The organism is Arthrobacter sp. HY1533 (assembly GCF_027568515.1).
In the GTDB taxonomy this organism is placed as follows: domain Bacteria; phylum Actinomycetota; class Actinomycetes; order Actinomycetales; family Micrococcaceae; genus Specibacter.
This window is the reverse complement of the sequence record NZ_JANKZF010000024.1, coordinates 42,613-61,074: the sequence shown is the minus strand read 5'-3', so window position 1 is coordinate 61,074 and position 18,462 is coordinate 42,613. Positions and strand designations below refer to the sequence as shown.

The window sequence follows — 18,462 nt, the reverse complement described above, 5'->3', positions numbered from 1 at the left end:
CTCTGTGGATATCCGCGGCGGCGCGGCTGTTTGGGGGCCGCTCCACAGTATGGGCCGATGGGCCACATTGTGGGCAAAATTAACCTTTTCCACAACCAGTGGAAAGCATTTGTGCAGGTCAGAGGCGCTTTTGCCATCAAGTCAACAACTTGTCCACAGTCTTGTCCCCATCCTGTGCACAAGCTGGGGCAGTTAATGCACCGGTTATCCACAGATGGGGTGGACAACGGGGTTGGTGGATGCCCCCACAGCGTCTAACGTTGCAATTGAGCTCTCCGCGCCGGCAAGGTCAATTGCGTCCTAGCCGTCCGTCAGCTGGCATGAGCGGCAGCAGCACACATATCGCTCCGCCACCAGGCGGGGACAGCCCGCCAGCAGGGCAGAAAGAGGCACCAGAATGTCGGCACCAGCCGCAGAAACAGGCACATCCAGCCGCGAGCCGGACTTTGCCCGGACACCACCCCAGGACCTAGTGGCGGAACAGAGTGTCCTTGGCGGCATGATGCTCTCCAAGGACGCCATCGCGGACGTGGTTGAGGTGCTGCGCGGCAACGACTTCTACCGGCCCGCCCACGAAAGCATCTACGAGGCCATCTTGGACCTCTACGGCCGCGGCGAGCCCGCCGATGCCGTCACCATCGCCGACGAGCTGACCAAGCGCGGTGAGATCACCAAAATTGGCGGCGCCGCCTACCTGCACCAGCTCATCCAATCTGTTCCCACAGCGGCCAACGCCGGCTTCTACGCCGAGATCGTTGCCGAGCGGGCCGTGCTGCGCCGGCTTGTCACCGCCGGAACCAAGATCGTCCAGATGGGCTACGCCCAGGACGGTGAGGTCGAAGACACCGTCAACGCCGCGCAGGCCGAGATCTTTGCCGTGGCCGAACGCCGCACCACCGAGGATTACGTGCTCCTGAAGGACGTCATGGAATCCACCGTGGACGAGATTGAGGCTTCCGGCCACAAGGGCGAAGGCATGACAGGTGTTCCCACCGGGTTCTACGAATTTGATGACCTGACCAACGGGCTCCACCCGGGCCAGATGATTGTCATCGCGGCCCGCCCCGCCGTGGGCAAGTCCACGTTCGCGCTGGACTGGGCCCGTTCGGCCGCCATCGACCACAACATGGCCACAGTGGTGTTCTCGCTGGAAATGGGGCGCAATGAAATTGCCATGCGCCTGCTCTCCGCTGAGGCCACCATCAGCCTGCAGGACCTCCGCAAGGGAACCGTCAAGGACGACCAGTGGTCCAAGATTGCCACCACCATGGGCAAGATGAACGAGGCGCCCCTCTTCATTGACGATTCACCCAACATGTCACTCATGGAGATCCGGGCCAAGTGCCGACGCCTGAAGCAGCAGCACGACCTCAAGCTCGTCATCCTTGACTACCTGCAGCTCATGTCCTCCGGCAAGCGCGTGGAGTCCCGCCAGCAGGAAGTTTCCGAGTTCTCCCGCGCCCTGAAGCTGCTGGCCAAGGAACTGCAGGTTCCCGTGGTGGCACTGTCACAGCTGAACCGTGGTTCCGAGCAGCGAACCGACAAGAAGCCCATGGTGTCGGACCTTCGTGAATCAGGCTCCATTGAGCAGGATGCCGACATGGTCATCCTGCTGCACCGTGAGGACATCTATGACAAGGAATCCGCCCGTGCCGGCGAAGCCGATGTGATTGTGGCCAAGCACCGAAACGGCCCCACGAAGACCATCGTGGTCGGCTTCCAGGGCCACTACTCGCGCTTCGCCAACATGGCCAGCGACTCCGGCGGGGGCGGGTACTAGCTGCCGGTGCCGGCGCGCAGCTGTTGGGTGGTTCCGGCAGGTTCCGGATCCACAACAGCTCCCGCACGGAAGCGGGCCTCGACCTTTTGGCCTGCCCAGCAGCCCCCGATGATCAAGGCGCAGCCGACGGCGCCCGGCCAGCCCAAGTGTTCACCGGCCACCGCCACGCCGAGCAGCACGGCCCAGAGCGGCTCGGTGCCCATCAGGAGACTGGCGCGGGATGCCGAGGTGCGCCTGACGGCCCAGAGCTGGACGACAAAGGCGAATACGCTGCACGCCAAGCCCAGGTACAGGACGCCGGCCCAGTCGGCAGGGGAGAAGCCGGCAGCTGCCCTGAACATGCCCGCCGGGTCCAGCGCGATGCCAATCATGGCGCACACCGCGGACTGGATGAGCGTCACTGTGATGGAGCTGTAGGGCCGGCCCGCTGTCAGCGCGCCCAGCAGGCTCACATGGACTGCGCGGGCCACGGCTGCTGCCAGCATGAGCAAGTCACCCGCCTGGGGGCTGCGAAAGCCCCCGCCCGAGGTCAGCAGGGCAACCCCCACGATGGAAACCACTCCGGCCACAAAAAACTGCGGCGGCAGCCAGCGCCGCGCAGCCGCGGCATCCAGCAGGGGCGTGAAAATCACCGTGAGAGAAATGATCAATCCCGCGGTGCTGGCCTGCGTCCGGGCCACGCCGAACGTTTCCAGGAACAGCACGGCCGCCTGGGTCAGTCCCAGTACCGCCCCCGTGAGCAGCTCGGCGCGACCCGGCGCCCGCCGCACCCGCCACCACCAAAGGAAGCCCAGCGCGGCCGTGGCTGCCAGAAACCGCCAGCCCAGCAATGCCGGGACGCTGGCTGCCGCGCTGAGGCCCTTCGTCACCAGGTAACTGCTGCCCCACACGAGGGCAACAAGGAGCAATGACACGTCGACACGCAGTCGGTCCCAGGCACTTTTCACAATCCCCATGCTCAGCGGCCGAAAGCGCAGGAACAAGAGCTGTTTTAGCACCCAATGCATTAGTTTGAACTTATGGAACTGGGACAACTGCGGGCACTTCGTGAGGTCCAGGCCAGGGGAAGCATTGCCGCAGCAGCACTGGCACTGAACGTCACGGCGTCGAGCGTGTCACAGCAAATCAGTGCCCTGCAACGCGCGGCGGGCACCGCCCTGACCTACAGGCAGGGCAGGCGCACCGCCCTCACCCCGGCCGGCCTGGCCCTGAGCCGTGCAGCCGTGGACGTGGAAATAGCCCTGGCGAGGGCCGACGCTGCCGTGGGCGCCTTTCGGGAAAGCACCACCGAGACCGTTGCAGTTGCGGCCTTCAACAGCGCGGCACTGGCTTTTTTTGGGCCCCTGGATCAGGCGCTGCGCGCCAGCGGAGGACCCCCGGTGCAACTGGTTGACGCGGATGTTGCGCAACACGAATTTGCTGCACTGGCGGCCGACTTCGACGTGGTGATTGCCCACAGGCTGCCGAACAGCGCCCCATGGCCCGCCACGGTTCATGTCACGCCGCTGGCGCACGAGCCGCTTGACCTGGCCGTGGGAGCAGGCCACGGGCTGGCCACCCACAAGAGCGTGCATCCGCGGGAGCTGCGCGGGGAACGGTGGGTCTCCGTGCGCCACGGTTTTCCGCTGGAGGGTGCCATAGAAATGATTGGCACCCTGGCCGGGGAAGAGGTTCATGTTGTGCACCGCATCAACGAGTTCTTCGTGGCCGCCTCCCTCGTTGAACGGGGGAATTGCGTGGCCCTGATGCCCCGCTACACAGTCGACCGGAACGCCTATCCCAACCTGGTCCTGATCCCGCTGCAGGAACCGCAGCTGGGCCGGGAGATCGACATCCTGACCCGGCCGGAGGCATTGGAACGGGCAGGCGTTGTGCAGGTCATTGCCGCACTGAGGCTGCGCATGGCGGCTCTGCTGGCTGCCAACGCCGCTGTCCCGGCCGATAGTGTTGAGCCATGCCCAAGCCCGTGACACCCCCGGAGACTGCCGGCACAACCCGCCGCTCCACCGCCCAGGCCATCCGCGCGCTGGCCATCCCGGCCTTCGGCGCCCTCATTGCCGAGCCGCTGTTCCTGCTGGCCGATTCCGCGATTGTGGGGCACCTGGGCGTCCCCCAGTTGGCGGGGGTGGGCCTGGCTGCCACGGTGCTCCAGACAGTCGTTGGCCTCATGGTCTTCCTTGCCTACTCCACAACACCTGCCGTGGCCCGGCTGCTCGGTGCCGGACGGCAGGCGGACGCCCTTGCCGTGGGGCGCGACGGGCTCTGGCTGGCCGCCATTCTGGGCCTGGCGGTGGCCGTGGCCGGGGCGTTCGCCGGCGGGCCGGTGCTCAACTCCATGGGAGCCAGGGGCGAGGTGCTCAGCTACGCACACGACTACTTCATGGTCAGCCTGGCAGGGATCCCGGCCATGCTGCTGGTCATGGCCGCCATGGGTGTGCTGCGCGGGCTGCAGGACACCAAGACGCCCCTCGTGGTTGCCACCGCCGGCTTTGCCGTCAACATCGCCATGAACTTCCTGTTGGTCTACGGCCTTGACCTGTCCGTGGGCGGTGCCGCGCTGGGGACTGTGATCGCCCAGTGGGGCATGGCGGCTGTGTACCTGGCCATCGTGGTCCGGGCCGCCCGACGGCACGGGGTGGGGCTGCGGCCGGACTGGGCAGGCGTGCGCACAGTGTCCCGGGTGGGCAGCTGGCTCATGCTGCGGACTCTGTCACTGCGGGCCGCCATCCTTGCCACCATCCTGGTGGCAACCGCGCAGGGACCCACAAACCTGGCCGCGCACCAACTCGCCATGACCATCTTCACGTTCCTCGCCTTCGCCCTCGACGCGCTGGCCATCGCCGCCCAGGCGCTCATCGGCAAGGAGCTGGGAGCCGGCAACATCCCCGAAGTCCGCGCCCTGACCCGGACCATGACGAAATGGGGCCTGGGCTTTGGTGTGCTGACCGGCCTTGGCCTGGCCGCCGCCTCCGGTGGGGTTGGCTGGATCTTCACGGGCGACCCCGGGGTTCATGCCGCACTGGCCGCGGCCCTGCTGGTTGTGGCCGTGGGCCAGCCGGTGGCGGGCTATGTGTTTGTGCTGGACGGAGTCCTCATCGGAGCCGGCGACGCCCGCTACCTGGCACTGGCAGGCCTGGCCAACCTGGTCCTCTACCTGCCGCTGCTGCTGTGGGTTGGCAGGGCCAGCCTTGGCGACACCCACGCCGGCCTGTTCTGGCTGTGGGCCGCCTTCAGCGTGGGCTACATGGGGGCCCGCGCCCTCACCCTGGGTCTGCGGGCCCGCACCGGGCGGTGGATGCAGGTCGGAGCGACGGCGGGCCGCGGCTAGACTTGACGGGTGAGTGAAACAGCCCGCCCCCAGCCCCTCAATGCCGCAACCGCCGGCTCCGGAACCACGCCATTGTGGCAGCCGCTGCTGCTGCGTGCCGCCGCCACGCTGGCATTTGGCCTGGTCACTGTCTTCTGGGCCGCACCCGGCACGGTGGGCCTGTGCGTTGGCATCGCCGCCTATTTCCTGGCCCTGACGGCCACCCAGTACTGGACCGTCCGCGCACTGCGCCTGCCGCGCGGGGACGCCAGGCGGCTTGCCCTCATCGCAGCCGCCGGCCTGCTCGCCGTCAGCGGCGTTGTCGTGGCGATTTCCGCAAGCGCCATTGTTGCCGCCTGGCTCGGCGGCGCTGCGCTCGCGGTCATGGGGGCCGCCGAGCTGTTTGCCGCGCTCCGCACTCCCAAGGCGGCTGCGGAGGCCGGGCGCGGACCCCGGGGTGACTGGATGATCTCCGGCGTTCTTGGCCTGGGCACGGGCATACTGCTGCCGTTCTTCGCGGCGGCGGGCCCGCACGGCCTCATGGGCGTGGCGGGTGGCGGGGCCATGATGTCGGGGGCGTTGTGGGCGTTGTCGGCACTCACCTTGCGCCATGACGGCGGCGGGGCAAAAGGCCGGTAAACTGGACACCACATGTTCTACTTTGCGTAGAAACGAGTGGTGCGCGCAACACCGAACAAGGCAAAGGACCAATTGTGGGCAATTCAGAGCCGCAAAAACCAAAACAAAACCAGGGAGCTTCCATCAAGTTCCCGCTGAGCTTTTCCGCTGCCCTCGGCGCAGTGGCCGGCCTGGTCACCCTCGTGGTCTCCGCCGGTGGCACCGAACACGGCCTGCGCTGGGACCTGGCCGGCATTGCCTTCGGCATAGCGTTTATTGCAACGCTGCTCATTTCCTCATTGCTGGTCATGGGCCACAAGGAAAATGACGACTACCTGGGCGAAGGCTCCGGTGTGAACCGACGTTCCTCCGACCGCCTGGATGCGGCAAGGTCCGAGGCTGAAAAAGCCGGGGATGCCACGGGCAACACGGATGAAAAGCCCGCAGGAAACTAACGGGGCAGCCGTACGGCAGGCACCCTGACGCGAAACGCGAAGGCCGCCATGACCACTGGTCATGGCGGCCTTTCCTGCGCCTCAAGGGACTTGCGTGGCCGGCCTAGCCGTCCCGGAGGGCCGCCAGGCTTGCCTTGATGCGGCCAAAGACGGTGGCGTCCACTGCCTCGCCGCTGCGCTTGAGGACCATGACCGCTGCCCCCACCGTGCCGTCGTCCACGAGCACCGGGGCCACGGCGCCACCGGCCGCTGCGAGCCTGTCCGTTACGGCCGTGGCAACGGCCCTGCCCTTGGTGAGCACACTGCCGCCGAAAACGAGCGGACCGGCCGCCACCCCCGCCGCGCTCCCCGCGCCGCGACCGCCCTGATTGCCGGTGGCACCCGGGCCGCCTGACGCTGCGGCCAGCAAGGTGCCCGCCAAGGCCTCGGCCGCCCGGGCGACGATGTCCTGGGCGACTGCGTCCCCAGGTGCGGCAAACACCATGGGGGCAAAGCGGGAAAGCTCAATGGCGCTGCGCTCGTACACCTTCAGGATCAGCTGCTGCTGGGCGCGGAGCCGGCCCTGCGTGCGGTCCAGGGGATCAAGGACTATGCCCAGCTCTGCCAGAAGCAGCCCGGTCAGGGCCGTCGCGGGGCCGCGGCCGTCCAGTGCGGCGCCCACTGCCTGGGCAACCTCTCGGCCAATCCAAAAGCCCGAGCCGGAGTCGCCGAGCAGCCACCCGGTGCCGTCGGCGACCGAGGCCAGCTGGCCTGCTTCAATGCGGGCACCCACCGCCCCTGTGCCGGCTATCAGCGCATGACCATCGTCATGAAATGTTCCGGAATAAAACGCAGCCAATAGATCAGATTCAATCATGACGTTTCCGGTGAGTCCCAGCGTAACGAAGGCGTCACGGAACAATTGGGTGGGCAATTCAAGTGATGCACCGGCCATGGCGAGCAGTGCCTGGGAGATTGGCCTTCCGGTGTCCCCAAGTGCCTTGCCGGACGCCTCGGTGAGGGCCTCGAGTGCGGGTCCAAATCCGCGTGAAACCGGGTTTCCACCGCCTGCAGTGGCATAGCCCAGGCACTCCCCGGAAGCGTCTACAAGTACGGCCCGCGTTGAGGTTCCGCCGGCGTCAATTGCTAGGTAATTGGGCATCGTTATCATTCCGTGTCTCGGTGTGACTTGACTTACATTGACCGTGAGAATAGTTTTCATTGTGTCAGCACGCAAAAGAAACGGATTTTCACATGTCAGCCTCCACGTCACCTCCCGCAGCAGCGACAGCTGCCGGTGTGGTGAACCGCATTCAGGCCAAATTACCTGACATGCCGGCCGCCATGGCGAAAATCGGGTCCTTTCTCCTGCAGCACCCGCAGGCGCCGCTGGAGCTGTCCATCATGGAGTTGGCCGAACAGACCAAGACCTCTCCTGCCACGGTGACGCGCTTCTGCCGCCTGCTGGGCTACGCGGGCTATGTCCCCTTCCGTGTCAGCATTGCCTCGGACATGGGGCGCAGTGACGCACGGGAGTCATGGAAAGCTGACATTGGCCGGGCCTTTGGGCCCGATGACTCGCCCCGGGATGTGCTCAGCACCCTGGTGAACGCCCACACGCGTTCACTTGAGGAGACTGCCGCTGTCATGGACCTGGCACTCATGAAGAAGATTGCGCGCCGCATTGCCATGAGCTCACATGTGGACATCTACGGGATTGGCGGCAGTGCCGTCATGGCCAAGGAACTGCAGTCCCGCCTCTACCGGATCGGCATCAATGCCCATCACTGGTCAGAGGTTCATGACGGGCTGACGAGTGCTGCCATCCAGGACACGAATTCCGTGGCCATCGGCATTTCCAACACGGGGCGCACCGAAGAGACCCTGCAAATGCTCCGTGAGGCCGGCGAAGCTGGCGCATTGACCATTGCACTGAGCAACAATCCGGGCTCCCCCTTGGCGGAGAGTGCCGATGAATCCATCATCACCTCGGTCCATGAGCAGTTCCTGCAGCCGGATGACCTCTCGGCCAAGCACGTGCAGCTGCTGGTCCTGGACCTGATCTACCTACTCGTGGCCCAGGTGAACTTCGCCCAGACCACCTCCAAGCTTGCGGCTTCAGCCATGGCTGTTTCGCCGCACCGCCGTCCCACCCGGGCCGCGCGGCTTGAACTTGGCGCCCACCGGGGCCAACGGACAACAGGAAAGGGTGAGGGCAATTTCTGATTCCATCACCACCTTCAGCCTGGAGGTCACCTCCCGGCTTGAGGCCATCACCGCCTGGGCCCGCGAGGGCGGCCTGGCAGAGGCTGCCGAGGCACTCGTCGAGGCGCTTGGCAATGGCGGCGTCATCCAGGCCTTCGGCACCGGCCACTCCGAGGCTTTTGCCATGGAGATTGCCGGCCGCGCCGGCGGGTTGATCCCGACCAGCAAGATTGCCCTGCGCGACCTGGTGCTGCACGGTGATCGGGACGTCGCGGTGCTTGACTCCCTTGAGGGCTCCGTCCTGGAGCGCGAGACGGGTGTTGCGGAGGAGCTCTTCGAGCTGTCCCTGGTGGATCCCCGCGACATATTCATCATCGCCTCCAACTCCGGTGTCAACGGGTCCATTGTGGGCCTGGCCCTGGCCGCCAAGGAACGCGGCCACAAGGTCATTGCCGTCACAAGCCTCGAACACACCAATGCCGTCGAAACAAAACACCCTTGTGGGATGCGTCTCAGTGAGATTGCAGATATTGTTATCGATAACAAGGCGCCGTATGGCGATACAACCCTTGAAGTTTCCGGCGGGGGAGGTGTTGGTGCCGTCTCATCGATCACGGCTGCGTACATCGCGCAGCTGCTGACCATCGAGACGGTCCAGAGCCTGGTCCGTGCGGGGAAGCAGCCGCCCATCTATATTTCGGCAAATATTCCGGGCGGAGACGAACACAACACCGCACTCGTGGGCCAATATGTTGGCCGGCTCAGGCGTGAGGCGTGATTGTCGCGGCACGCGGTTGAAGTCAGCCGCAATGCCTGCAGTCAGCCGAATGAATTGCAGTGAAATGCAGTGACGCACCGCTCCGGTGCACAGCAGTACCGAATTAGCGCTCGAACCATCAATGGAAGGCAGTACAACAAATGAGTATTCAGAACAAGCCGCTGCAGCGTCGTGGATTCCTCCGCGGTGCCCTGGCCACCGCCGTGCTCTTGCCCCTGGGTGGAGCCCTGGCTTCCTGTGCAGGTGGTTCCGGCACTGAGACTTCAAAGGCTCCCGGCGGCGACGTTGATCCCACGAAGAACCCGTTCGGTGTTGCCGCAACCGGCAAGCTTGACGCCGTTATCTTCAAGGGCGGCTACGGCATCGACTACGTCGAGTTCGCCGGCGCCATCGTGAAGAAGAACTTCCCGGACCTGGAAGTTGCGATCAACCCCTCCACCGACATCGCCCAGGAACTGCAGCCCCGCTTTGTCGGTGGCAACCCGCCGGACCTCGTTGACAACTCCGGTGCAAAGTCCATCGGTTTCAGCACCATCCTGGACCAGCTCGAGGACCTGCAGAGCGTCATTGACGCCAACAACCTTGAAGGCACCAAGATCGGCGACACCCTGTTCGACGGCGTGCTGGCACCGGGCACCTTCGACGGCAAGCTTGCCGCCATCAACTACGTGCTCACGGTTTACGCAATGTGGCACTCCGCCAGCCTGTTCAAGGAAAACAACTGGACCGTTCCCACCACCTGGGACGAAGCCTACGACCTGGGCGTCAAGGCCAAGGAAAAGGGCAAGTTCCTGTTCGTCTGGGGCAAGGAAGCCGCAACGTACTACCTGACCATGGCCATCGAATCAGCCATCAAGGAAGGCGGCGACGAAATTCGCCTCTCCCTGGAAAACCTGAAGCCCGATTGCTGGTCCGCCCCCGCCATGCAGAGCGTCCTGGCCGCCATGGAGAAGATCGTCAAGGCCGGCATGTTCAAGCCCGGTGGCGCAGGCACCGTCTTCACGGCTGCCCAGGCTGCATGGTCCAACGGCCAGGAAGCACTGCTTTACCCGTCCGGTTCCTGGATCGAGAACGAGATGAAGGACCAGACCAAGGCCGGCTTCGAAATGACGGGTACCCCGGTTCCCGTTGTCTCCGCCAGCCCGAAGATCGCCCAGACGGGTGTCCGCTCCGCAGGCGGCGAGCCCTTCATCGTTCCCTCCAAGGGTGCAAACGTTGCTGCCGGCAAGGAACTGCTGCGCACCATGCTTTCCAAGGAAGCAGCAACCAACTTTGCCAAGGAGAAGCTGGCCCCCACCGTCGTCAAGGGCACCGTTCCCGCCGACGGCTTCGGCTCCACGGCACTGGTCTCCCAGACCGCCATGCTGGACAAGGCCGGCAAGGACATCTTCACCTGGAACTTCATCGACACCTACGGCATGAACGGCGACCTGCTCGTGCCCTGGAACTCCTTCCTGGACGGCAAGCTCGACACTGCCGGCCTGACCAAGGCGATGCAGGAAATCACCGACAAGGTAGCCAACGACTCGTCGGTCAAGAAGATTGAAGTGAAGTGACACAAGCAACAAATGAAGTGCAGTCGGGCAGTGGCGTTGTCGCCACTGCCCGGCGGCGCCGGAAAAAACTGACATTCGACAAGGTCAGCTTCATGGCAGTCTTCTTGGGGCTGCCCCTGGTGATCTACCTGGTCTTCGTAATTTCGCCGTTCCTTCAGGCGATCTACTACTCGATGACCAGCTGGAGCGGCTTCGACAACAACATGCCGTTCGTGGGCCTCGACAACTACGTCAAGCTCTTCAACGATGACATTTTCATGATCTCGATCCGCAACAGCATCACGCTTGCGATCTTCCTGCCGATCATCACTGTCATCCTGGCATTGGTCCTGGCCACGCTCGTCACCATCGGCGGAAGCAGCCGCGGCCAGATCAAGGGTCTGAAGGGTGCCGGTTTCTACCGCGTCATCTCCTTCTTCCCCTACGTGATCCCCGCCGTCGTCATCGGCATTATCTGGCAACAGATTCTCAACCCGGACAATGGCTTGCTCAACGGCATCCTGACAAGCATCGGCATCGACTCGGCAAAGAACTTTGCTTGGCTCGGTGACCCCCGCACGGCCATGGGCGCCTCCATCTTTGTCATTGTGTGGGGCTTTGTGGGCTTCTACATGATCCTGTTCATTGCCGCCATCAAGGGCATCCCGGCCGAAACGTTTGAGGCTGCCCGCATCGACGGTGCCGGGCGCCTGCGCACGGCCGTGAGCATCACGATCCCGCTGATCCGCGACAACATCCAGACGGCCTACGTCTACATGGGCATCCTGGCCCTGGACGCGTTTGTCTACATGTCCGTGCTGAACTCCACGGGCGGCCCCGCCAACTCGACCCTGGTCATGGCACAAAAGCTCTTCAGCACCGCCTTCACCAAGGGCCAGTTTGGCCTGGCCTGCGCCATGGGTGTGGTTCTGGCAGTAATTACGCTGCTCTTCTCGGCCTTGGTCTTCCTGGTCAACAAGCTCACCGGCGGCAGCAAGGATGTGTCTGAATAATGTCTGTTAACACTTCAAAGAGGGTGGACACCGGCGCCCACGTTGAGCGCAAGGCCCAAGACACCAAGAGTGACAAGGTAGTTGCGGGCGTATCGCACTCCATGCTGGCCATTTGGGCTCTGCTGGTGCTCATCCCGCTGGGCTGGACCCTGATGTCGTCCTTCAAGACGACCTCGGAAATCTTTTCCTCCCCCTTCTCGCTCCCCGCCGATTGGAAGTTCGAGAACTACGTCAATGCCTGGAACACCGCCGGCATTGGCAGCTACTTCTTCAACACAGTGATCGTGGTGGGCTTTGCCCTGGTCATCGTCATGGTGCTCGGCGCCATGTGTGCCTACGTTCTGGCCCGCTTCGTGTTCCCCGGGTACCGTGCCGTCTACTACCTGATGCTCGCCGGCCTGACGTTCCCGGTCTTCCTGGCAATCGTGCCCCTGTTCTTCATCCTGAAAAACATTGGCCTTTTGAACACGCTGCCCGGCCTGATCATTGTGTACGTGGCGTTCGCGCTACCCTTTACCGTGTTCTTCCTGTTCTCCTTCTTCAAGGCGCTCCCGCACGAGATTGCCGAAGCTGCACAGATTGACGGAGCCGGCGAATGGCGCACGTTCTTCCAGGTCATGCTGCCCATGGCCAAGCCGGGCCTCGCCTCGGTGGCCATCTTCAACTTCCTGGGCCTGTGGAACCAGTACCTGATTCCCGTGGCCATCAACACCAGGCGTGAGAACTACGTTCTTTCGCAGGGCATCGCGGCCTACGCAGGCCAGATGGGCTACGCAGTGGACTTCGGTGCACTGTTCGCCGCCGCCATCATCGTGGTGGTCCCCGTGTTGGTCATGTACATCGTGTTCCAGCGCCAGCTTCAGGGCTCGGTGTCGGCAGGAACCATGAAGTAACGTTCTTCACTGTGAACGGGCAGTGGTTGTTGATGTTTTTGAAAAACGTCAACAACCACTGCCCGTTCCTTTTTGCTTAAGCGGTTGATTTTCGAAGCCGGTAGGCGGCCACGTGGGCGCGGTTGCCGCAGTTTCCGGTGTCGCAATACCGGCGGGAGCGGTTCTTGGACAGGTCGATCACCACGGCGCAGCAGTCGGGGGCGGCACACACTTTCAGGCGCTGAAGTTCCTTGCCCCTGATCACGTCCACCAGGGCCATGGCTGCCTCGACGCCCATGCGCTCGGCCAGCGGTGCCGCCTGCGCCGTGGCGTGCAGGTGCCAGTCCCACTCGTCATGCTTGACCAGCTGGGGCAGGGCCTGCGCCCGGGCCAGCAGCCCGTTGACCAGGCCCACGGCGTCCTCTTCGTCCGCAGTGAAGGTGGTCCTCAGTTCCCCGCGCATGGCCCGCACCGCCTGAACCTCCGCGGCCGAATGCTCCCGGGAGCCGGAAAAGCGCTCGCGGCGCACAAAGTCATCCAGGCTTGCCACAGTTTCCAGGGCATCCGGCCCCGTCACCTGGCCGTCCTCGGCCACCGACGTGGGTGCGGTGTTGATCAGGTTGACGGCAGAAAGCAGCGCCATTTCCGTGTCATGACTAAAGACCATGTTGACTCCTGACAAAGGGCGGGCGTAATGTCACTAGTCTAACGCCTTTCACTCCTGACATACGGATCTGCCATGACGACTTCAACCACCCCGTTCCGCGCCCCTGCCGTGCGCCCGCGCGCCGCACTGGCCTCCCCGGCCCTGCTGCTGGCGCTGATTTCGGCGGCCGCCTTTGCCCTCTCCGGATCCTTCGCTAAGTCGCTGTTCGACGCCGGCTGGTCCCCGGGCGCTGCCGTCGCCGTCCGGATTGGCGGCGCCGCCGTCGTCCTCTTCATTCCGGTGGTCATCACCCTGGTGCGGCGCTGGTCAACGGTCAAGCGTTCCTTGGGCAGGATCGCGATCTATGGTGTGGTGCCCATTGCCCTGTGCCAACTGTTCTTCTTCAACGCCGTCCAGCATTTGTCGGTGGGCGTGGCGCTGCTGCTGGAGTACCTCTCACCCGTGCTGCTCGTGGCCTGGGCCTGGCTCATGACCCGCAAGCGCCCGCGGCTGCTGACCATCATCGGCGGCGCCGCGGCCATGGGCGGCCTGGTGCTGGTGCTTGACTTGGCTGGCAGCCAGAAGGTCAGCGTGGAAGGCGTGCTGTGGGGGCTGGCCGCGGCGGTGTGCTCAGCCGTGTACTTCGTCATGTCCGCCAAGACGGACGACGACGTCCCTCCCGTGCTCATGGCCGGCGGCGGAATGCTCGTGGGTGCCGCAATGATCGTGTTGCTGGGCCTGGCCGGTGTGCTGCCCATGGCGTTCACATTCAACAGCCCCGTGTTTGCCGGTGTCCAGGTGCACTGGCTCGTGCCGGTGCTGGGCCTGGTGCTGGTGACAACTGTCTTTGCCTACCTCATGGGCATTGTCGCCACGCGCGGGCTCGGCTCCAAGGTGGCCTCATTCGTGGCCCTCTTCGAGGTGCTCTTTGCCGTGATCTGGGCCTGGCTGCTGCTGGGCGAAATGCCCCGGGCCGTCCAGCTGGCAGGCGGCTTGTTCATCATGTTTGGCGTGGTCATGGTGCGCCTGGACGAACTGCGGGGACTGCCCCCGGTTGGGGCAGTCCCCGCAGAGGAGCTGGACGGACTAGCGGCCGAAGCGGCGCAGCCGTAGCGAGTTCGCCACCACCAGCACCGAGCTGGCGGCCATGGCTGCCCCGGCAATCATGGGGTTGAGCAGTCCCAGCGCGGCCACCGGGATGCCGATCGCGTTGTAGAAGAAGGCCCAGAACAAGTTCACCTTGATGGTGCCCAGGGTCCTGCGGGACAGGGCGATGGCCGTGGCCACCTGGCCCAGGTCGCTGCCCATGACCGTGAGGTCGGCCGCGGCAATGGCCACATCGGTGCCGGATCCCATGGCGATGCCGAGATCGGCCTGGGCCAGTGCAGCGGCGTCATTCACGCCGTCGCCTGCCATGGCCACCGTGGCCCCTGCCTCCTGCAGCTTCTTGACGGCCTCCACCTTGCCCTCGGGCAGGACATCGGCAAACACATCCTCCGGGGCAATGCCTACGGCGGCTGCCACCTGGGCGGCCACGGCGGCGTTGTCGCCGGTCAGCAGGATGGGGCGCAGGCCCAGTTCCTTGAGCTTGGCAATGGCCTCCCTGGACCCTGCCTTGATGGTGTCCTTGAGGGCAATCAGGCCGGCGGCCTCGCCGTCCACGGCAACCCAGATGGCTGTGGTGCCGCGCTGCTGCTGTTCCGCCAGTGACGCGCGGGCCTCCGCGGACAGTGCGACGCCGTTCTCCTCGAGCCAGCCTGCACGGCCGGCCAGCACGGTGCGGCCCTCGATGACGGCCCGCACCCCGCCGCCCGGGGCGGACATGAAGTCCGCCAGTTCGGGCAGGTCCCCTGCCGCACGGGCATGCGCCGTGATGGCGTGGGCAATGGGGTGCTCGCTGTGGGACTCCACCGCACCGGCCAGGCGCAGGAGCTCCGCTGCCGGCAGCTGGCCAAGGGTGACCGTGTCGACCACGGAGAGGCGGCCCTCGGTGACGGTGCCGGTCTTGTCCAGCAGGATGGTGTCCACCGTGCGGGTGTCCTCCAGGACCTGCGGGCCCTTGATCAGGATGCCCAGCTGTGCCGCCCGGCCCGTTCCTGTCAGCAGTCCCACGGGCGTGGCCAGGCCCAGGGCGCAGGGGCAGGCGATGATCAGCACGGCGACGGCGGCCGTGAAGGCGGCCTGGATGTCGCCGCTGAACAGGAGCCAGAGCGCGAAGGTGACGACCGCGATGACCAGCACGATCGGCACAAACACGGCGCTGATGCGGTCCGCGAGCCGGGCGATGGGCGCCTTGGCGGCCTGGGCGTTGCTGACGAGCTTGCCCATCTGTGCCAGCGTGGTTTCACTGCCCACGCGGGTGGCCCGCACCAGCAGGCGGCCCGAGGTGTTGATCGTGGCGCCCGTGACGGCGTCATCAACGCCGACGTCGACGGGCAGGGATTCGCCCGTGATGAGCGAGGTGTCCACGGCCGAGATGCCGTCCGTGACCACACCGTCGGTGGCAATCTTCTCGCCCGGGCGGACCACGAAGATTTCATCCACGGCCAGTTCTGCCGCCGGAATCTTGACCTCGACGCCGTCGCGCAGCACGGTGGCTTCCTTGGCGCCCAGGCTCAGCAGCGCCTTGAGGGCGTCGCCGGCCTTGGACTTGGCCCGGGCCTCCAGGTAGCGGCCCAGCAGCAGGAACGTCACCACCACGGCGGAGACTTCAAAGTACAGCGGGGCGTGCCCTGCCATGTGGGCTCCGTGGGCCGTCATCATGGGATCCAGGGCCAGTTGCACGGCCGAGAAAATGAAGGCTGCACTGACGCCGATGGACACAAGGGTGTCCATCGTGGAGGCCAGGTGCCGGGCGTTGATGGCCGCGGCCCGGTGGAACGGCCAGGCCGACCACGTGACCACGGGCAGTGCCAGGATGCCGGCAACCCAGCCCCAGTGCGGGAACTGCAGCGCCGGGAACATGGACACCAGGAACACGGGAACGGTGAGGATGGCGGCCACGATCAGGCGCGGGCGCAGCGAGGCGGCGGTGCCGCCATGGGCCATGTGGTCCTCGTGAGAGGCGTGGTCCATGTGGTCGCCGTGCTGGGCGTCTTCCGTGGCGTTTTCCTGTGCGGCACCCGGGTGGGAGCCGTGTCCAAGGTGGTGCCCGGCGTCGTGCTTGACGGCCGGGGGAGCGGGGGGATTCTTCAGGCGCGCCGTGTATCCGGTGGCCTTGACGGTGTCGAGGATTTGTTGATCTGACATGCCGGCGGGGACCGTGACCTGGGCTGATTCCAGCGGGAGGTTCACGGAAGCGCTGACGCCTTCGAGTTTGCCCAACTTGCGTTCAACCCGGCTGACGCATGAGGCACAGGTCATGCCTTCAATGTCGATCTCGACCATGCGGGGGCCGGGTGAGGCGGTTTGGGACAAAATATCTGAGGCGCTCATGGCGCTCCTTACATTGTGTGTGGGTTTAGGCGTTGTTCGCCACGACGAGGTATCCGGCCTCTGCGACGGCCTCGGAAATTTCCGCGGTGTCCAGGGTCAGGGACGAGGTGATGGTGACCTCGGAGATGCCGCCGGCGTTGAGGTCGATGGAGACGTTCTCGACGCCCTTCAGGCCGGTGAGCTCCTCGGTGACCGAGCTGACGCAGTGGCCGCAGGTCATGCCGGAAACGTTGACGATTGTGGTGTTCATGGTGGTTAGCTCCTGAGTAGGCGTGAAATGGCGGCTGTTGCCTCGGCAACCTTTTCCGAGACGATCTCGGGGTTGCCGGATTCCTGTGATTCGTGGGCGGCGTTGACCACGCAGTGCGCAATGTGGTCTTCGAGCAGGCCGATGCTGACGGCATGCAGGGCCTTGTTGACGGCGGCCATTTGGGTGAGGATGTCGATGCAGTACTTGTCTTCCTCGACCATCCGCGCAATGCCGCGGACCTGGCCCTCGGCGCGCTTGAGACGCCGCAGGTAGGCCTGTTTCTCTTCGCTGTAGCCGTGCTGGCCGGTGGCTTCTTCTGTTTCCATGTCTTCAATTTATACCCCCATGGGGTATGTGTCAAGTACCCCTAGGGGGTATCCTCGACGACCCGGGAGGGTCAAGTTACCAGCGAGTAACCCTTGTTGCCCTGCGGGCGCGGTGGTCGAATTTAACCCATGACGCAGACCCATGAACCCGTAGCCGCACCTCCGAATGCCGCACACCTTCTTGCGGTGGGAACCAAGAAAGGCCTCTGGCTGGGCACCAGCGATGACCGCGTGAACTACACGTTCACCGGGCCGCATTTCCTCATGCAGGAAATCCCCAGCGTGGGCATTGACACGCGGGACGGCCGGACCCGCATCCTCGTGGGGCTGCGCAGTGAGCACTGGGGCCCCACGGTGGCGCACTCGGACGACCTTGGCGCCACCTGGCACGAGCCCGACAACGGCGCCATCACCTTCCCGCCCGACACCGGGGCCGCGCTGGAGCGCGTGTGGCAGATCCAGCCCGACGCCGAGGGCCGCGAGGGTGTGGTCTGGGCCGGCTGCGAGCCCATCTCGGTGTGGAAATCAACCGACGGCGGCGAGCACTTCGAGCTGAACCGGGGCCTGTGGGACCACCCGCACCGGAGCGAATGGGGTGCCGGATTTGGCGGGGCGGCGGCGCACACCGTCCTGCCCAGCCCATCCGACCCCGGCACCATCCACGTCGCCATGAGCACAGGCGGCGTGTACCGCAGCACCGACGCCGGCGAATCCTGGCAGCCGCGGAACAAGGGCATCGGTGCCAGCTTCATGCCGGAGGAAACCCCGGAATTCGGCCAGTGCGTGCACAAGGTGGCCCGGGACCCCAACCGGCCCGAGGTGCTGTTCGCGCAGAACCACGGCGGCGTCTACCGCAGCGGCGACAACGGGGACACCTGGGACTACATTGCCGACGGCCTGCCGGCGGACTTTGGCTTCACCATCCTCACCCACCCGCGCCGCTCCGACACGGCCTGGGTCATCCCGCTCATTGCCGATGCCCAGCGGATCCCGCCGGAGGGGAAGCTGGCTGTGCACCGCACAGACGACGGCGGGCAGTCCTGGACGCGCCTGGCCGACGGGCTCGTGGAGCCCGAGTACAACGTGGTGCTCAGGGATGCGGCTGCCGTGGACACCGCGGAGCCGGCCGGGCTGTTCTTCGGGACCCGCGGCGGCACCGTGTACGCAAGCGCTGACGAAGGGGCGCACTTCACGCCCGTGCTTGCACAGCTGCCGGATGTCCTGTGTGTCCGGGCCGCCACGATCAGTGCGTGAGGCGGGGCC

Annotated in this window: 18 protein-coding genes; 12 read left to right on the top strand and 6 right to left on the bottom strand. The window is 65.1% G+C overall.

What is annotated here, in order from left to right; translation table 11 throughout:
* Nucleotides 1–397 precede the first annotated feature (397 nt).
* The gene (dnaB, locus tag PCK14_RS16045; protein WP_269939518.1) at nt 398–1,780 is read left to right on the top strand and encodes a replicative DNA helicase; all 1,383 of its coding nucleotides are present in this window, start codon (nt 398–400) and stop codon (nt 1,778–1,780) included.
* Here the strand turns inward: dnaB and PCK14_RS16040 are convergent.
* Nucleotides 1,777–2,694 carry a DMT family transporter gene (locus PCK14_RS16040; RefSeq protein WP_269939517.1) on the bottom strand — a complete coding sequence of 306 codons (918 nt, stop codon included), beginning with the start codon at nt 2,692–2,694 and terminating at the stop codon, nt 1,777–1,779. The two genes, dnaB and PCK14_RS16040, sit on opposite strands and share 4 nt — an antisense overlap.
* 105 nt (nt 2,695–2,799) lie before the next feature.
* Here PCK14_RS16040 and PCK14_RS16035 point away from each other — a divergent pair, with 105 nt between their 5' ends.
* From PCK14_RS16035 to PCK14_RS16020, 4 genes are all read left to right on the top strand, one after another.
* Nucleotides 2,800–3,750, top strand: a complete 951-nt coding sequence (locus PCK14_RS16035; RefSeq protein WP_269939516.1) for a LysR family transcriptional regulator — start codon at nt 2,800–2,802, stop codon at nt 3,748–3,750.
* Nucleotides 3,735–5,108, top strand: a complete 1,374-nt coding sequence (locus PCK14_RS16030; RefSeq protein ID WP_269939515.1) for an MATE family efflux transporter — start codon at nt 3,735–3,737, stop codon at nt 5,106–5,108. Before PCK14_RS16035 ends, PCK14_RS16030 begins: the two co-directional genes overlap by 16 nt.
* A 9-nt stretch (nt 5,109–5,117) precedes the next feature.
* Complete coding sequence (locus PCK14_RS16025; protein ID WP_269939514.1) at nt 5,118–5,726, top strand: hypothetical protein; 609 nt, start codon at nt 5,118–5,120, stop codon at nt 5,724–5,726.
* A gap of 74 nt (nt 5,727–5,800) precedes the next feature.
* Entirely contained in the window at nt 5,801–6,160 is a 360-nt protein-coding gene (locus PCK14_RS16020) for a hypothetical protein (RefSeq protein WP_269939513.1), read from the top strand.
* Nucleotides 6,161–6,263: 103 nt separating this feature from the next.
* Here the strand turns inward: PCK14_RS16020 and PCK14_RS16015 are convergent, their stop codons facing one another.
* Nucleotides 6,264–7,301 carry an N-acetylglucosamine kinase gene (locus PCK14_RS16015; RefSeq protein ID WP_269939512.1) on the bottom strand — a complete coding sequence of 346 codons (1,038 nt, stop codon included), beginning with the start codon at nt 7,299–7,301 and terminating at the stop codon, nt 6,264–6,266.
* Between the two features lie 92 nt (nt 7,302–7,393).
* Here PCK14_RS16015 and PCK14_RS16010 point away from each other — a divergent pair, with 92 nt between their 5' ends.
* From PCK14_RS16010 to PCK14_RS15990, 5 genes are all read left to right on the top strand, one after another.
* Nucleotides 7,394–8,365 carry a MurR/RpiR family transcriptional regulator gene (locus PCK14_RS16010; protein WP_269939511.1) on the top strand — a complete coding sequence of 324 codons (972 nt, stop codon included), beginning with the start codon at nt 7,394–7,396 and terminating at the stop codon, nt 8,363–8,365.
* Nucleotides 8,349–9,122, top strand: coding sequence for a sugar isomerase domain-containing protein (locus tag PCK14_RS16005; protein WP_269939510.1), 774 nt, complete (start codon nt 8,349–8,351; stop codon nt 9,120–9,122). Before PCK14_RS16010 ends, PCK14_RS16005 begins: the two co-directional genes overlap by 17 nt.
* Nucleotides 9,123–9,262: 140 nt before the next feature.
* The gene (gene ngcE / locus PCK14_RS16000) at nt 9,263–10,678 is read left to right on the top strand and encodes an N-acetylglucosamine/diacetylchitobiose ABC transporter substrate-binding protein (RefSeq protein ID WP_269939509.1); all 1,416 of its coding nucleotides are present in this window, start codon (nt 9,263–9,265) and stop codon (nt 10,676–10,678) included.
* Between the two features lie 92 nt (nt 10,679–10,770).
* Nucleotides 10,771–11,670, top strand: coding sequence for a carbohydrate ABC transporter permease (locus PCK14_RS15995; protein WP_269939508.1), 900 nt, complete (start codon nt 10,771–10,773; stop codon nt 11,668–11,670).
* A 101-nt stretch (nt 11,671–11,771) separates the two neighbouring features.
* Entirely contained in the window at nt 11,772–12,563 is a 792-nt protein-coding gene (locus tag PCK14_RS15990; RefSeq protein ID WP_269939533.1) for a carbohydrate ABC transporter permease, read from the top strand.
* A gap of 76 nt (nt 12,564–12,639) precedes the next feature.
* Here the strand turns inward: PCK14_RS15990 and PCK14_RS15985 are convergent, their stop codons facing one another.
* Nucleotides 12,640–13,209, bottom strand: a complete 570-nt coding sequence (locus PCK14_RS15985; protein WP_269939507.1) for a CGNR zinc finger domain-containing protein — start codon at nt 13,207–13,209, stop codon at nt 12,640–12,642.
* Nucleotides 13,210–13,281: 72 nt separating this feature from the next.
* Here PCK14_RS15985 and PCK14_RS15980 point away from each other — a divergent pair, with 72 nt between their 5' ends.
* A complete protein-coding gene (locus PCK14_RS15980) occupies nt 13,282–14,301 on the top strand; it encodes an EamA family transporter (protein WP_269939506.1) in 1,020 nt (339 codons plus the stop codon).
* On the opposite strand, the gene PCK14_RS15975 is transcribed toward PCK14_RS15980, so the two are convergent.
* Genes PCK14_RS15975 through PCK14_RS15965 form a run of 3 tightly spaced genes read right to left on the bottom strand, consistent with a single transcriptional unit; the run spans nt 14,275 to nt 17,199 of the window.
* Complete coding sequence (locus tag PCK14_RS15975; RefSeq protein WP_269939505.1) at nt 14,275–16,623, bottom strand: heavy metal translocating P-type ATPase; 2,349 nt, start codon at nt 16,621–16,623, stop codon at nt 14,275–14,277. The two genes, PCK14_RS15980 and PCK14_RS15975, sit on opposite strands and share 27 nt — an antisense overlap.
* A gap of 25 nt (nt 16,624–16,648) precedes the next feature.
* Nucleotides 16,649–16,873 (bottom strand): heavy-metal-associated domain-containing protein, encoded by a 225-nt coding sequence (locus PCK14_RS15970; RefSeq protein ID WP_269939504.1) that lies wholly within the window; start codon nt 16,871–16,873, stop codon nt 16,649–16,651.
* A gap of 5 nt (nt 16,874–16,878) precedes the next feature.
* On the bottom strand, nt 16,879–17,199 hold the full coding sequence (locus PCK14_RS15965; protein ID WP_269939503.1) for a metal-sensitive transcriptional regulator: 321 nt from the start codon (nt 17,197–17,199) through the stop codon (nt 16,879–16,881).
* Nucleotides 17,200–17,328: 129 nt separating this feature from the next.
* Here PCK14_RS15965 and PCK14_RS15960 point away from each other — a divergent pair, with 129 nt between their 5' ends.
* Nucleotides 17,329–18,453, top strand: a complete 1,125-nt coding sequence (locus PCK14_RS15960; RefSeq protein WP_269939502.1) for a WD40/YVTN/BNR-like repeat-containing protein — start codon at nt 17,329–17,331, stop codon at nt 18,451–18,453.
* Nucleotides 18,454–18,462: the final 9 nt, after the last annotated feature.

Coding starts and splice junctions, on each gene's coding strand:
- dnaB (WP_269939518.1), top strand. CDS start 398: ATGTCGGCACCAGCCGCAGAAACAGGCACATCCAGCCGCGAGCCGGAC.
- PCK14_RS16035 (WP_269939516.1), top strand. CDS start 2,800: ATGGAACTGGGACAACTGCGGGCACTTCGTGAGGTCCAGGCCAGGGGA.
- PCK14_RS16030 (WP_269939515.1), top strand. CDS start 3,735: ATGCCCAAGCCCGTGACACCCCCGGAGACTGCCGGCACAACCCGCCGC.
- PCK14_RS16015 (WP_269939512.1), bottom strand. CDS start 7,301: ATGCCCAATTACCTAGCAATTGACGCCGGCGGAACCTCAACGCGGGCC.
- PCK14_RS16010 (WP_269939511.1), top strand. CDS start 7,394: ATGTCAGCCTCCACGTCACCTCCCGCAGCAGCGACAGCTGCCGGTGTG.
- ngcE (WP_269939509.1), top strand. CDS start 9,263: ATGAGTATTCAGAACAAGCCGCTGCAGCGTCGTGGATTCCTCCGCGGT.
- PCK14_RS15995 (WP_269939508.1), top strand. CDS start 10,771: ATGGCAGTCTTCTTGGGGCTGCCCCTGGTGATCTACCTGGTCTTCGTA.
- PCK14_RS15990 (WP_269939533.1), top strand. CDS start 11,772: ATGCTGGCCATTTGGGCTCTGCTGGTGCTCATCCCGCTGGGCTGGACC.
- PCK14_RS15985 (WP_269939507.1), bottom strand. CDS start 13,209: ATGGTCTTTAGTCATGACACGGAAATGGCGCTGCTTTCTGCCGTCAAC.
- PCK14_RS15980 (WP_269939506.1), top strand. CDS start 13,282: ATGACGACTTCAACCACCCCGTTCCGCGCCCCTGCCGTGCGCCCGCGC.
- PCK14_RS15975 (WP_269939505.1), bottom strand. CDS start 16,623: ATGAGCGCCTCAGATATTTTGTCCCAAACCGCCTCACCCGGCCCCCGC.
- PCK14_RS15970 (WP_269939504.1), bottom strand. CDS start 16,873: ATGAACACCACAATCGTCAACGTTTCCGGCATGACCTGCGGCCACTGC.
- PCK14_RS15965 (WP_269939503.1), bottom strand. CDS start 17,199: ATGGAAACAGAAGAAGCCACCGGCCAGCACGGCTACAGCGAAGAGAAA.
- PCK14_RS15960 (WP_269939502.1), top strand. CDS start 17,329: ATGACGCAGACCCATGAACCCGTAGCCGCACCTCCGAATGCCGCACAC.